The organism is Ferrimonas sp. (genome assembly GCF_048263965.1).
Lineage (GTDB): Bacteria > Pseudomonadota > Gammaproteobacteria > Enterobacterales > Shewanellaceae > Ferrimonas.
The window spans coordinates 1-13,505 of record NZ_JBLXDO010000018.1 but is presented as its reverse complement, the minus strand read 5'-3'; the positions used below and the strand labels follow the sequence as shown (position 1 = coordinate 13,505).

Genomic DNA, 13,505 nt, shown 5'->3' with positions numbered 1-13,505 from the left:
AGCTATATCCTCTGGTACTTAGACCAGGGATCATGCCCGGTTTCCACAGCAATTTCCAGCAGAGGCGATCTCGGCCTGCTGGCTTGGGTGATCTTCAGATTAGGGCTTCCAAACCAGGGTAACGCCCCGGTCCGCTTCCGCCCCTTCATAACGGGCCTTCAATGACCAGCCCGCCTTGAAACCTGAGACTATGCTCAGACCGGCACAACCTTTACCGCCCTGCTGACAGATCTGAATCAACACGCCGCCTGGGCGAAGGCGGGCTAACAGGGATTCGATGCCGGGCAATGCCAAAATGGCCAACGGGGCCAGATCGCGGAACAGTAAGGCGTGCAGCGGTCCCTGTGCAGACTGCTCCCTGTCCAGCACTTCATAACCCAGTTGAACCAGACCGGTTTCCAGCTCATCATCCGGGTCCCACATAGCGACCCGTCCCCCTTCGGGCACCCAGTGTCGCCATCCCTGCTGGAGCGAGCGCCATACGCGGGTGCGTTTCAGGTTGGATTCCTGGGTCTGCTTCTGCTGAGCGCCTTGGTGCATAACGCCTCCATTAATCGTTGTGCTGAAACCAGTCTACTGTCCCCTACAGCGCGTTTATTGACCTGACACCATAGAAACAGCGATTTAAGTCACAATTTCTGCACGGTTTAGCGTTGCTAGCCCCTATACATCAATCCACGGTCAGTTCACCGAGGTTCGAAGACAAGCCAATGGAAAATCGACGTTTTCTTGATCTAATCGACTGGTCAGTCCTCATTAAAGACGCTAGCTTTAGCCTTAACCCACCCAAAGGAGACCCCACATGGATGAACTGAACCAGGCATTTGAGCAAAGCCAGCAAGAGGTGAAGCAACTGCCCAGCCGCCCAAGCAATGACCACCTGCTGTCGCTCTATGGCCTGTTCAAGCAGGCAACTCAGGGAGACGTGACAGGCAGCGCTCCATCGGTATTCAAGATGGCAGAACACGCCAAGTATCAAGCCTGGAAAGCGTTGACGGGCACCCAATCCGATGAGTGCAAGCAGCGCTACATCGATCTGGTGAAAACCCTTATCCGCCAACAAGGGTGATCCCAACGGCCCTGACTTTCGTATGTCATACTTAGCTATTTCAGAGAGTTAAGGGCCATGCTCAGCAAAGACAAGCTCATTGGAACGCCGGACAACCTCTCTCCCGAGGAGGTTCGGCGCTTTGACGCCCTCGCCGAAGAGTGGCGCAAACCAGACGGCGCATTCCACACCGTGCTCGAATTTAACCGAGTACGACTTCACCACATTCTCAATGAAATTCAACGACATTTCGGCAATACCCCCTTATCTATTCTCGACGTCGGCTGCGGCGCCGGCATTCTTACCGAGCCCCTGGCTCGCGCAGGGCATCAGGTCCTGGGCATCGATGCCAGCGCGGTCAATGTTCGGGTTGCCCGGCAAAATGGCTGGGAACTGTCTGCCCATCTGAGCTACCGTCACTGCCTGAGCCAGACACTGGTGGAGGAAGGTGCCCGCTTTGATCTGGTGCTCAATACCGAAGTGGTGGAGCACGTACCGAACCCCACGCGCCTGCTGCAAGAGTGCGGCGATCTGGTAAATCCCGGGGGAATGATGGTGGTGGCCACACTGAATCGCACCTGGAAAAGTTATCTGATCGGCATCATCGGGGCCGAGTACGTTCTGCGGGCTTTGCCCAGGGGCACTCACAGTTGGCAGGCCTTCGTGACGCCCGAAGAGGCGGCAGACGCCCTCACCCCCATGGGTTTCCGGTGTGACTCTCCCCGTGGCATGAGCTACAACCCGCTAACCCGCCGCTGGCGACTTAGCTCCAGCGACAAGGTGAACTACCTGATGTCAGCAATTAAAGATCCTTCAATACAGCAAGATACTTGAGTATTAAGCGCCTAATGCATAGTCTGGGTGTACGAGACGTCATCAGGAGACCCTCATGCGTGCCCTAGGCCTTTGCCTGGCGTTGCTGACTCTGCCCACCCTGGCAGAGGAGATGCGCTACAGCGGCGAATATGAGTTGTGTGCCCGAGAGGCCAGCAGCGAAACTGAACTGAACAGCTGCTTGGAGCTGGAACTGGACAGGAAGACGGAAAGGTTACTCTACGCCCTGGAGCAGGCACTGGAGCGACTTACTCCTGAGCGGCAAAAGGAGCTTGAGGGGTTGCACCGACAATGGATCGATTACCGTGACGCCAAGTGCGAGTTCCTCTCCCACAGGGCCAGTGGCACCGGGGGGATCACCGACGCCCTGCACTGCAAGGTAAAAGAGACTTTGGAGCGCGCCCTCGAACTGGAAGATGTCTACTGAGGCTCCATCACAGACGATAAGTACAACGGTCACCAAAGGTGGCCGTTTCTTTTTGCTTTGGCGACACAGGCTAAGTCGAGAGTTGGAAGAATTACGGTCCACGGATTTGCAATCCGCTGCTCCTGCCACTCTGAATCCAAACGAAAAAAGCGGCAACCCGAAGGTTACCGCTTTCTCGTCAAAAGTGGAGGCGCGTCCCGGAGTCGAGGGGGTTGGCAGAATTACGGTCCACGGATTTGCAATCCTCTTCGCCATTAAACGCCCGAAACGAAAAAAGCGGCAACCCAAAGGTTACCGCTTTCTCGTCAAAGTGGAGGCGCGTCCCGGAGTCGAACCGAGGTCCACGGATTTGCAATCCGCTGCATAGCCACTCTGCCAACGCGCCATATTTTTGATTCCCGGTCAGGGAAAGTTTGGAGCGGCACACGAGGTTCGAACTCGTGACCTCAACCTTGGCAAGGTTGCGCTCTACCAGCTGAGCTAGTGCCGCTTAAATCTTCGCATCTATTTAGTGTCAGGCTAATCACAGCAAGGTTGCGCTGCTCTTTACCCTGCACTGAGCTAGTGCCGCTTAATCTTTCTGTCTCTGTCTCCAGAGGACGAGAGTCATTGTAGCGGCACAGGTTTTCTCTGCAACCCCCCAAGGGATCGTTTGCCTATTTGCCGCGCGATTCCAGGCTAAGAGAGCATCACCCGGAATCCGACCGATCATTTGGCCGCCAAAGCGCTCAATAGCTCGGCAACCTGCTGCAGCTGCTCTGGGGTATTGCACAGATGGGGGGAGAGCCTGAGGCCGAGCTCGCGGCGATCATAATGCACCTTAAGCTTCACCAGCCTCTCCTCCACATCAGCCAGGCGTGCTCCGGGATCAATGATCACCGTGCCGCCTCGTCGATGAACCTCTGTGGGTGAACGAATCCACTGAGGGCAGGAGACGACCAGCATATCCACAAGTGCCAGATTATGGGCTCGAATCCGCTCAATGCCCACCTCTGCCGCCTGCTCCAGGGCATAAGCCGCCAGCAAGTAAGGCATCACCGATGGCGTGCCCCCCCAGAAGCGCGCCGCCTCGTCGTGATACTCGAAGTGGTGGGGGTCGAATTCAAAGGGGTTGGCGTGTGAAAACCAACCCACATCCTTGGGGGCCAGTTGAGGGATAAACTCCGGACACAGCCAGATAAAGCCGGCACCGGGCCCTCCCCCTAGCCACTTCACGCAGGAGCCGATCACCGCGTCTGCCTGCCAGCTTTCTATTTGCATCGGCAGAATGCCCATGGACTGAGCAATGTCGACCACGGAGCGAATGCCTCTGTCTCTGGCAAAACTGCAGATAGACTCAACCGGTGCCTGTTGGCCGGTGTTGGACTGCACCTGGGTGACGAACACCAGGCCCACGTCCTCTCGGGTCAGCTGACTCTGCCACATGGGCAGTTCGGTGACGTCGCTGCCCTTGGGAATCAACCTCAGCTGCCAGCCCCAGGCCTGCGCCTGCTGCGCCACAAACACCATGGAGGGGAAGTCCTCCTCGCACATCAGCAACACGGCTCGCTTGGGATCTGGCTCGATGGCGCCCAGCAGCTTGGTCAGGGCGCTGGAAAGATTGACCTGGGGACAGAACTGCTCTGGCTTACCCCCAATCAGTTTGGCCAAGCCAGTTTGAAACCGTCCAATTCCCTCCAGCCATTGGCCCCAGGGTTCACCCTGCTCACTCCAGGGTTGGAAAAATCGATCTGCCACCGCTTGCTGGGCACCCAGCCAGGGACGACCTACAGAGTGACTCTGCAGATAGATCCCCTCTACCGGCTCAACGGGAAACTGACTCACTTCTGCCCTCCTGTGCTTACACTGGCTTTCAGCTGGGCCACCTCTGTGTGACGACTGGGGATGTCATCCCGGTCCGCCGCCATGCGCAGATCCCTGAGCTTGGCCAGAGAGCGCAGTAGCACCTCCAGTGGCGGTCCACTGGCAGTCACCTGAGCCAGGTGCTGTTTGGCCATGGTTTCCGAGGGCTTGGCAATAAAGCGGGATACAAGCTGGTCATGATGCTGGTGAGCCGTATGGCCATGGGCATCGAGCACCTCGATAAGCTTGGACGCTACCTGTTGATACCAGTCGCTCTGTTGCTGCGCCGGTGGCACCTCCAACAACTGATCCAGGAAGCTGCGGCGACGCATCACATCCCGCAGCAGGGTCTGGTCCTCAGGCATCATGTAGAGGAACTTGTCCACCAGCAGCTGTGAGTAGAAAGGATTGTTGGCCTGACACAAGCCCAGCAGCATGTCGATGACGTTGATGCCGGCAAAGTCGCCGGCATTGGCGCCGCGATACTCATGCTGACCGACTCGAAATGGCTTGTAGTAAGGGCGCACACTATGGAAGAAACGATCTCCGTCCAGGCGGTCAAACAGCACCTGATTCCACTTGGCCACATCCACCAACGCCGCCCTGGCGTCCTCCAGCAGATAGGGGGCGATAGGGTGAGTGATCCCCATAGGCAAAATACGCACCAGGGCATCGGCCGCCCGCTTGTAGGCCAGCACCGCCAGGGTGTTGAAGTCGATGAACAGGGCTTCATCTTCCAAAGAGGTGAAGCGCTTGGGCTGGCCCTCTTTCGCCATACAGTGGGTAGTGAGGTGACTGGTGGCAAACCTGGGGGTGACGCCCAGCGAGGCTCCGATATGAAGCGCCAGCGCCGACGCCTCTTTCAGGGGCGAGCTGGTTTCTCTGGAAGGCTCGGTCAGATCATGGCGGCGACAGGCTGCCATGTACATCCCCACATTGCCGAGGAGATCGAAATTGGCGTCAAACCCCTGGTCGGTATTGCCCTCGGCCAGCAACCGACTGATGTGCTCGCGCCCGCGGCGCTCCATTGCCTGTTTCAGCTCGTCCCCCACTCCCAGGACATTGGCCCTGTCCTGTTGGGCAAAGTAGAGCTGCTCTAGCTCGGTATTCAATTGAATAAACTCGCTGCGAATCCAGCGATCGAACGACTCTGTGTGGGTCATGGCGCTTCCTTCCTTTTCTGCCCGCTCGTTGGCAGGCTCCTTGTTATTGGTTAACCCTGCCCCCTTAGCAACACAATTTCAACAACCGGGGTGTTTCGATTGGCGTACACAATGCGTTCCAGTGTAAAGCCATAAAAAAGGGCTCCCGAAGGAGCCCTGTAATGTTGCATGCCGATCAGTAACGCCAGTTGGTGGCAAAGGCGGTGCTGTCAGCCAGTATGGCGTCGGTCATCTTGATGTACTTGGCTTTAAGCCGACCCAAAGGCTGGGCCTGCTGCTTCAGGTTAGCCACTCCTGGCGTGGCATCGGCAATGGCATTGGCCTGGTAGAAGCCCTGGGAGATCAGCGCCAACATATACAGAGCCACTGATGCATGCTCTCCCTGAGCCAGAGCAGTCAACCTGCCCACTAACCAATCCGCCTGCTGCTTGGACAGGCTCTTAATGGGCCTGGACTGCAGCAAAGCCACCAGCTTCAGCAGCTCCTGCTGCTGGCGCAGATCCGCAGGCATCACCAGAGCCTCAAGCAGCGCCTTGGCTTTCTGCCAGTGCTTGTCCCGCAGCAGCTTTTCCACTTCCATGAGCTGGTGATCAAACAGCTGAGTGTCGGCGCTGGCGCCGGTGATTAGGGCCGCGTCGATAAGCTTGGCGATGGCGTTGTGATCCTCCATGGCCAACATCGACTCCAGGTCCAGCCACTGGAAGTTCTTCAGCAGATAATCAAACCCTTCGGCACCGCCACACTCCAGACTGGCATCCACCTTAAGGGGCACCACCGGGATCTTCTTCTCCCGGGCCATCTTAATCTCGGTCATCACCTCGGCAGAGCCTGGATGGGCTGCATCGCCGATTGAGTTACGGCTGGCCAGCAGAAGCAGCACCTCTGCCTCCTTCATGGCGGCGCTGATCTCGGTGGCGAAGCAGCGGCTGGCGCCAATCTGTTCGGGGGCAAACCAGACCGAATGACCCAAGGCATCCAGCCCCTGCACTATGGCAGAGGCCAGAGGAAAGTCCCGGCTGGAGTAGCTCAGGAAGAGTCGCATTAGATCTTCACCTCACTACGGCCGTGCTGCTTGTGGTCATGCAGCTGTTTACGGATGTTGCGCACCGTCTCCTCCGCCTTGGTGGACGATGCGGTGGTGTCCTGAACTACGTCCTGGTTGTGGAGATCGGTCATGTGAGCGTCGATCATTGCCAGCTCCTCTTCCCGCTCCTCCTCATCCATTTCGGTGTCTTCCAGGATCTCACGACGATCCTGCTCCAGCTGCTCGATACGCACTTCGATGGAGGTGCTCTCGTTGTCTTTGGCGTCGTTGGCCATGGAGCTGACGCTGTCCTCGTTGAGGATGGTCAGGCGGATGCGCTCGCCACTGGCCACGGACAGGGTGATCTCGGTGGCGGAGATGGAGCCATTGTCGGCGTTGTAGCCGTTGCTGCGGTCCACATCCCTCTTAGCTACGTTGGTGACATCCTTGTAGTAGAAGGCGTTGGCCTCTTTACCGATGCACTTGCCGGCGATGAAGTCGTAATAGGTGGTGAACACATCCACCTTATCTTCGGTGAGGAAGATGTACTGAACGTACTGCACCGCAAACAGTATCTGCTTGTCGGCACCGGTCCAGAAACTCAGCTCATTGCTCAAGTTCAGCTTGGATTTCACCTGACGACGTTTATCGTCATCCTGAATCAGCGCCCAGTCCGCCAGAACGATGGCTTCATGGTCGGTGTAGATAATCTCCTTCTTCTCCAGGCCACACTCGTCCATCGCCATCTGCTTCAGGGTGTTGTCAATCTGGTGATTGATCACTTCAGCCACCTTGCGACCGGCAAACAGTTCGTTGTCGGAGAAGATCGGGATCTGGCTTAGCAGATTGCGGCGATAAGCTTTGATGCGCTTGATCATGGAGTGATAGGCAGGGGCAATCACCGCCTGAACCGCCAGGTTCTCCTCCAGCTGCAACTGACGACCACGGTGTTTGCGGTTGCGGCCAAACAGAATCAGACCCAGCAGCAGCATCACACCAGCGGCGGCACCGAAGAGGACCGCCACCACCAGATAGAAATCGCGTTTACCCGCCAGCCTGGCGGCATCCAGTTGCTCAGTTACCACCTGACGGGCCAGATCCATCACCAGAGTGTTGCCGATAAAGGCCAGGTAACCGGTGCCGGCCAGTGCCAGGGTTAGAATCAGGAACAACCAGCTCCAACGAGCGGCGCCATTGCGCTTGCGCTCAGCCAGGTCGCGCTCTTCGGCGGTGGCCTGCTGCTTCTCATCCAACTTGCGAAGCTGACGACGAGCCGAAGCGATGGTGCCCTTCATGGCGGTCTTAACCGGCTCAAACAGGGGGCGGTTGAAGAAGTCCCAGAACATCTTGCGCTCGCCGCTCAGCTTGAGGTCCTGCGACTCGATCTCCTCGCGGGCATTAAAGCGGGAGTGTGGCAGGTGCAGCGGGTTTCTCAGGTGAGGGTAATCGATGATCTCAGGGTGGTCCGCCATATGATTGCGGCTGTCACGCTGGCCCTTTTTCAGGGTATTGAAGGCCGCCACCAGGTCGTCGTCCGCTTCGTGGCTGCTGAGCAACTCGCCCTCGGTAGACCAGAGGCTGATGCTGGTATCACGACGAAGCAGCAGGCGGTTGCCATCCAGCTCGGCCAGGTCTTCCTCGAAACTGAAGTCGAATCTGAACTGATGGAGGAACTTGCCGGTGGCAGACCAGATGCTGGGCGGATTCTTCTCGGTCTTGATCAACCAGCTGCCGTCATCCAGGGTGAACACCTCATTGATGGCAGACTTCAGTCCCTGCATCACCGCCACCTTCTCGCCGGTAAAGGACCAGATGGTGACATCCTTGGGCTCGGTGATGGCCAGCTTTTCGGAGTTGGAGAACAGCTTGATGCAGCTGAGTTCGGCCACTTCCGCTTCCATGACCGACAGCTCACGACCTACAAACAGATCCCAGACCCGAACCGTGTTGTCCTTGGCAACACTGAGCAGCTTACCCTTGTCCAGCTCAATCAAACCAATGATGCGGTCGTCATGGCCGGTGAGCAGGTGCTGCTGACGACCGTTGAAGGAGGATACGCAGATGTTGTGGTCCAGGCCGACGCTAACAAAGGTCCGGTCCATCTTACGCAGGGGCATCAGGGCAATTACGTCCCCTGAGTGGCGCTGATAGGGCTTACGGGTATCCTCATCGTCACAGATCAGGGTGTAGTCAGGCCCCTGGCCCCACTCTACCCGGTACTTTCTGTCCAGTTTGGTATCCTTCAGCAAGCCCTGTTCCAGCTCGTTGTCGGTCAGGGTTTCGCAACGGCTTTGCTTACTCATCAATCTTCATCCATCTCAAGGTTGTTGTTTCTGTTTTAAGTCGTTTTCTGCTTCGGCGTTGTGCCAGGTGACGTGTTCAAACATCGCCTCCCGGGCCAGCTCCGTCAGCATCGCCTCTTTGGCGGGGTTCATCTCACCACTGAGCAGGCCATCGGCCCGCTGATAAAGCTGGTCCATGCTGCGGTAGCCTTCGGCGGTGGTCTCATAACCGGCCAGTTCGCTCCACAGGGCGATGGCACCGGCGGCCATCAAGGCGTATTGCAGCCCCAGCATCAGGTAATCTTTACTGTCGGCAAACACCGGATTGCCCAGCACATACTGCAGCACCACCACCATAAACAGCGCCAGGGCAAAGACGATGCTGCCGTTAAACAGGCTTTTGGCCCACTTCTGACACACTTCGGCGGCGTAGAGGGGGCGTTTGTAGAATCGCTCGCTCCATTTGAGTTTGCCCACCCCCTCCTGACTTAGCCTTGCACTGAGGAAGTTGCGTTGGTCCTGGATCCACGAAGCCCGGGTGGCTTCGGCAACGAAGGCGGTGGGCGCCCGCCACCAGTCCAGTTCGGCGATGGCGATGGCATGGTTGAGCAAAGGAAGATGCTGCCTGAAGCGTCTGGGGATCAGCGGCGCCGCTTTGGGAGGCACGGCGGACAGGTTCAGGAAGCCACGAATGCGCATCCCTTCGGCGATGCCACGGGCCAGCTGATACTTCCACTTAAGTTCATTGCGCGCGGCCTGCTTAACCAGCACGGCGCAGTAGAGCAGGCCTCCGAGCATCCCGGCAAAGATCCAGGCCCCCATATCGCCATCGAGGAAGTTGGACACAATCTCATAAAGGGCGAGCACCAGCAGGGCTGAGATAAAGAAGCGCTGAACGGTACGACGGTATCGAGACTGCCGCTCCAGGGCGATGCCATCGGCTCGCAGGAAAATCGGTTGAGTCTGCGCCAGCCCAGCAGCCGGATAGGGGTTGGCCACCTCGGGCACCGGCAGAGCGTTGTATTGGTTTAAGTCCATCAACAGACGTGACAGCTCGGCGGAAAGAAATTCACTACATGAGCCCTCCCCCATGCCATTGTCATGCTGACTGATCCAGAGGTGTCCAAAGGCGGGCGCCTCGCCCGTGAGGCCCTCCACCTTTAAGGCGCAAAACTCTGGCGTGATAACAGGCTCGCCCCCGACTCGAGTCAGTGGCAACTGATGCACCACCCCCCCCATCTGACCATCGAATTGGGACACAGGCTCCAGCGCTGGGTTAGCTTCACCCAGAGGCCACACAGGTGGCAGGCCCAACTTATACGCCACCGCATCGGCGGTACCGCCTGAGCCTCTGGCAGGCTGCCCGTCCCACAGCGCCAGCAGCACGTTGGCGTACTTGGCGACAAACAGGCTTTGATTCAGATAGAGAGTATTGCGCTCATCACCGTAATGGCTGTCGGAGTAAGCAAAGGTCTGCTGCTCATCAGACAGGTGGCTTGGCACCACCAGCATCTCTTCTCCCTGCTGCTGGAGTGTCTCCACCAGAGAGTCCAGGCGGACAACCGCATCCGGGGCGTATCCCAGTTGGTCGAAATCCTGCCGGTAATGGGCCAGGGGCATGGGCAGGCACCCCTTCACCCGGATACGTTGTCCGCCGGGCTGCTGCTTCATCTCCAGGGCCACTTCCGCCACCCAGGTATCCGCCCCGGCTGCCAGCCCGGTCAACACCCACAGCGGGGTCACCTCATCCAGTTGCTCCAACCAATAGCTGAGAGCCCCTCGGATATGCATCTTGGTTTCCTGTTCTCTTTCTGGAGCAAGATTTCGGTGTCCGGACACACCAATAACAAAGGGAAGCGCAGAGAGGTGGGGATCAGCGGGTATCAAGGGTCGTCTCCGGTGCGGTGGGCACCTTAATCGGAATTTTTCTAATGTGGTTCATAAAACCACATACAAACAACTGATTCAAATCAATTTATTTTAAACAGTATGACAAAGGCCCAACTTTTCGAATTATGGTCGGACCAGCGCTGAAGAAAGCAACAATGAATGTCTCCGTTCCATCCTCTGCCAGCATTGAATTTGGTCAGTGTTTGTTAGAGCATATCTTAGTGCTGCTCAGGAAAGAGCAGTAAAACAGGAGTTAAGATGGATCTGGCTCATACACAAACACTGCGACTGCGCGTCTTTCAAGGACTGTGCCTGGCTTTGGCATTGGCAACCTTTGCTGTTGCCCTGGCCAATCTCTTTATCAGTGCCAATTACATGCTCGCCGGCCTGGAGCTGGTGTTTTCTGTCGGCTCGGTAGCCCTGCTGCAATACAGCCGCACCCATCATGATCTTGGGCTGTTGCGCTTTGCCTATGTCTCTTGTGCCGTCGCTCTGGCGGTGATCGCCGTATTCGCCAAGCCGGTCTCTGAAGCGATCTTCGCCTGGTTCCTGTTTTTCCCCCTGGTGCATTACGTCATCCTGGGAAGACGCCAAGGCGTGTTGGCCACCGGATTAACTTTGTCTGCCGCGGTTATCACCCTGATGGTGCACCCTGGCAACACCCTGCCCCTCTCTTTGCTGCTGATTAACCTGGTACTGGCCTACCTGTGCATCTGGGCACTGGCCCATGTGTATGAAGCCAACCGGGAGAAGAGTGCTCAACTGCTCTGTGACATGGCGATGCGCGATGCCCTGACCGGGTGTTACAACCGCCATGCCCTGAGCCAATCCTACCGCGAGTATCGGCAGCGTCTGGAATGCTCCGGAATACCCTTTGCCCTGCTGGTGGCCGATCTTGATTACTTCAAGCGGATCAACGATCGCTTCGGTCACGACACCGGCGATGAGATGCTGCGCCAAAGTGGTGCCCTGATGCGTCAAGTGTATGCCGAGGGTGGCGAGGTTTTTCGCATCGGTGGTGAAGAGTTCTGTATTTTGCTTTCCAGTGATGCCGAGGAGCAGGCACTGGCACAGGCTGAACGCCTACGTCAGGGTTTTGACCATCATGCTTTCATTTACCAGGGGCGAGTCATCAACCTATCTGTCAGCATTGGTGTTGTCCTGGTGACCCAGGCCGATGACCTGCAGCAATTGCTTAACCGGGCAGATAAACACCTGTACCAGGCCAAGAACCTTGGACGCAACAGAGTGATGCTGGCCAGCTGATCCCTTGCCAATCCCACAATACTGTCCTAGTTCTCTAAGGGTTCACCCTGCATCAAGGAGAGCCGCGGATGACCAAACCCATCGTCGCCGACATCAAACCGAAAAAAGTCAGTCTGGAGAAAGGAAAAGAGTACTATTACTGCGCCTGTGGCCGCTCAAAGAACCAGCCATTCTGCGATGGGTCCCACCGTGGCACCGGCCTGACCCCCATTCCCTTCACCGCCGAGATGGATCAGGACGCCTTCCTGTGTCAGTGCAAACAGTCTGGCAATAAGCCCTTCTGCGACGGCAGCCACGCCAAACTCGATGCCACCAAGGTCGGCCGCCCCCTCCACCTGAACCAGCCGCAAGGCCCCGAAGCCAAAGCGACGCCGGAAGAGCCCTATGTGGAGGCGATTCACAAGCTGGCCAGAGACGGGCTGTCGGGCAGCCACGGCGAGATGGTGGCCATGGGCGTCCCTCGAACCCAGCTGCCCCAATGGGATGACCTGCAGATTCTCACCGCTCAGTTGGCCAAGCGTCCCCTGGATGAGGAGGTCCGGGTCACCACCGAAACCATAATTGGTCCCAGGGCGGAAAAGCCCCTGCAGCTGGCCATCCCATTGCTGGTCAGCGACATGAGTTTTGGCTCACTGTCTCAAGAGGCCAAAGTTGCTCTGGCCAAGGGAGCCGAGTTGGTGGGAACCGCCATCTGCTCCGGTGAGGGGGGCATGCTGCCAGAAGAGCAAGCGGCCAACAGTCGCTACCTTTACGAGATGGCATCGGCCCAGTTTGGCTACACCGAAGAGAAGGTGAAATTGGCCCAGGCGTTTCATTTTAAAGGGGGCCAGGCCGCGAAAACCGGCATAGGCGGCCACCTGCCAGCGGTGAAGGTCACCGACAAGATTGCCGAAGTCCGGGGATTAACTTCAGGCCAGGATGCCATCTCTCCGGCGAGTTTCGACAAGCTGCACACCGCCAGCCAGTTTGCGGATTTCGCCGAGCGCATTCGCAACATCACCGGTGGCATACCCGTCGGCTTTAAACTCTCCGCCAACCACATCGAGGCGGACATCGAGTTTGCCCTGGCCGCGGGCGCCGACTATGTGATCCTTGATGGCCGAGGTGGTGGAACCGGCGCTGCCCCCGCCCTGTTCCGGGACCACATCTCGGTACCCACCCTGGCGGCGCTGCCCCGTGCCCGCCGCTACCTGGATCAGTGCGGTGCCAGCGATGTATCGCTGATCATCACCGGCGGACTGCGCACTGCACCAGACTTCATCAAAGCCCTGGCCCTGGGGGCCGACGCCGTCGCCCTGGCAAACTCTGCCATTCAGGCAGTGGGGTGTATAGGCGCCAGAATGTGCAACACCAACCTCTGTCCCGCCGGCATCGCCACCCAGGATCCCAAGTTGCGGGAGCGCCTGGATGTAGACGACGGTGCCCAGCGGCTGGCGCGGTTCCTGACCGCCTCTACCCAGCTGATGCAGATGATGGCACGGGCCTGCGGCCACCACAGCCTGGCCGAGTTCGAGACTGCAGATCTGTGCAGCTGGAAGAAGGAGGTAGCCCAACTCGCCGGAGTGAGATACGCCGGTGTGGGCTCCGCCCGCAAACGCTGACTCAGGCTCACAAAAAAGCGCCAGCAGAGTTGGCGCTTTTTTATGCCTATCTGTCCCGTCCTGAAATAGGTTTACACATTGGAGACCTATTATGGGCAAGCCAACAATAGCAAGGCGTAAGCGCACTC

At 57.8% G+C, this 13,505-nt stretch carries 11 protein-coding genes and 2 tRNA genes; 5 read left to right on the top strand and 8 right to left on the bottom strand.

Annotation, left to right across the window (positions count from 1 at the left end; translation table 11 throughout):
* Nucleotides 1-99: 99 nt before the first annotated feature.
* Entirely contained in the window at nt 100-540 is a 441-nt protein-coding gene (locus ACN0RV_RS14710; RefSeq protein WP_417348681.1) for a hypothetical protein, read from the bottom strand.
* A 262-nt stretch (nt 541-802) separates the two neighbouring features.
* Here ACN0RV_RS14710 and ACN0RV_RS14705 point away from each other — a divergent pair, with 262 nt between their 5' ends.
* From ACN0RV_RS14705 to ACN0RV_RS14695, 3 genes are read left to right on the top strand one after another with little or no spacing between them, the layout of a single operon-like run.
* Nucleotides 803-1,069 (top strand): acyl-CoA-binding protein, encoded by a 267-nt coding sequence (locus ACN0RV_RS14705; RefSeq protein ID WP_417348679.1) that lies wholly within the window; start codon nt 803-805, stop codon nt 1,067-1,069.
* Between the two features lie 57 nt (nt 1,070-1,126).
* Nucleotides 1,127-1,882, top strand: coding sequence for a bifunctional 2-polyprenyl-6-hydroxyphenol methylase/3-demethylubiquinol 3-O-methyltransferase UbiG (ubiG, locus tag ACN0RV_RS14700; protein ID WP_417348677.1), 756 nt, complete (start codon nt 1,127-1,129; stop codon nt 1,880-1,882).
* A 55-nt stretch (nt 1,883-1,937) separates the two neighbouring features.
* A complete protein-coding gene (locus tag ACN0RV_RS14695; RefSeq protein ID WP_417348675.1) occupies nt 1,938-2,309 on the top strand; it encodes a lysozyme inhibitor LprI family protein in 372 nt (123 codons plus the stop codon).
* A gap of 311 nt (nt 2,310-2,620) precedes the next feature.
* On the opposite strand, the gene ACN0RV_RS14690 is transcribed toward ACN0RV_RS14695, so the two are convergent.
* The 7 genes from ACN0RV_RS14690 to ACN0RV_RS14660 form a co-directional block, all read right to left on the bottom strand.
* Nucleotides 2,621-2,694, bottom strand: a tRNA-Cys gene (locus tag ACN0RV_RS14690).
* A 29-nt stretch (nt 2,695-2,723) separates the two neighbouring features.
* Nucleotides 2,724-2,799 (bottom strand) — tRNA-Gly (locus ACN0RV_RS14685).
* 218 nt (nt 2,800-3,017) lie between these two features.
* Nucleotides 3,018-4,133: an aminotransferase class V-fold PLP-dependent enzyme gene (locus tag ACN0RV_RS14680; RefSeq protein ID WP_417348673.1), complete on the bottom strand. Its 1,116-nt coding sequence runs from the start codon at nt 4,131-4,133 to the stop codon at nt 3,018-3,020.
* Nucleotides 4,130-5,314: a PrnB family protein gene (locus ACN0RV_RS14675; RefSeq protein ID WP_417348671.1), complete on the bottom strand. Its 1,185-nt coding sequence runs from the start codon at nt 5,312-5,314 to the stop codon at nt 4,130-4,132. The genes ACN0RV_RS14680 and ACN0RV_RS14675 overlap by 4 nt, the downstream gene beginning before the upstream one ends.
* 175 nt (nt 5,315-5,489) lie before the next feature.
* Nucleotides 5,490-6,356 carry a toll/interleukin-1 receptor domain-containing protein gene (locus ACN0RV_RS14670; protein WP_417348669.1) on the bottom strand — a complete coding sequence of 289 codons (867 nt, stop codon included), beginning with the start codon at nt 6,354-6,356 and terminating at the stop codon, nt 5,490-5,492.
* On the bottom strand, nt 6,356-8,641 hold the full coding sequence (locus ACN0RV_RS14665) for a WD40 repeat domain-containing protein (RefSeq protein WP_417348667.1): 2,286 nt from the start codon (nt 8,639-8,641) through the stop codon (nt 6,356-6,358). Before ACN0RV_RS14665 ends, ACN0RV_RS14670 begins: the two co-directional genes overlap by 1 nt.
* Nucleotides 8,642-8,656: 15 nt before the next feature.
* Entirely contained in the window at nt 8,657-10,411 is a 1,755-nt protein-coding gene (locus tag ACN0RV_RS14660; protein ID WP_417348665.1) for a hypothetical protein, read from the bottom strand.
* Nucleotides 10,412-10,768: 357 nt separating this feature from the next.
* On the opposite strand from ACN0RV_RS14660, the gene ACN0RV_RS14655 reads away from it, so the two are divergent.
* Together ACN0RV_RS14655 and ACN0RV_RS14650 are read left to right on the top strand one after the other, a co-directional pair.
* Nucleotides 10,769-11,776, top strand: a complete 1,008-nt coding sequence (locus tag ACN0RV_RS14655) for a diguanylate cyclase (RefSeq protein ID WP_417348664.1) — start codon at nt 10,769-10,771, stop codon at nt 11,774-11,776.
* Between the two features lie 68 nt (nt 11,777-11,844).
* Entirely contained in the window at nt 11,845-13,377 is a 1,533-nt protein-coding gene (locus tag ACN0RV_RS14650) for a glutamate synthase-related protein (protein ID WP_417348662.1), read from the top strand.
* The last annotated feature ends 128 nt before the right edge of the window (nt 13,378-13,505 follow it).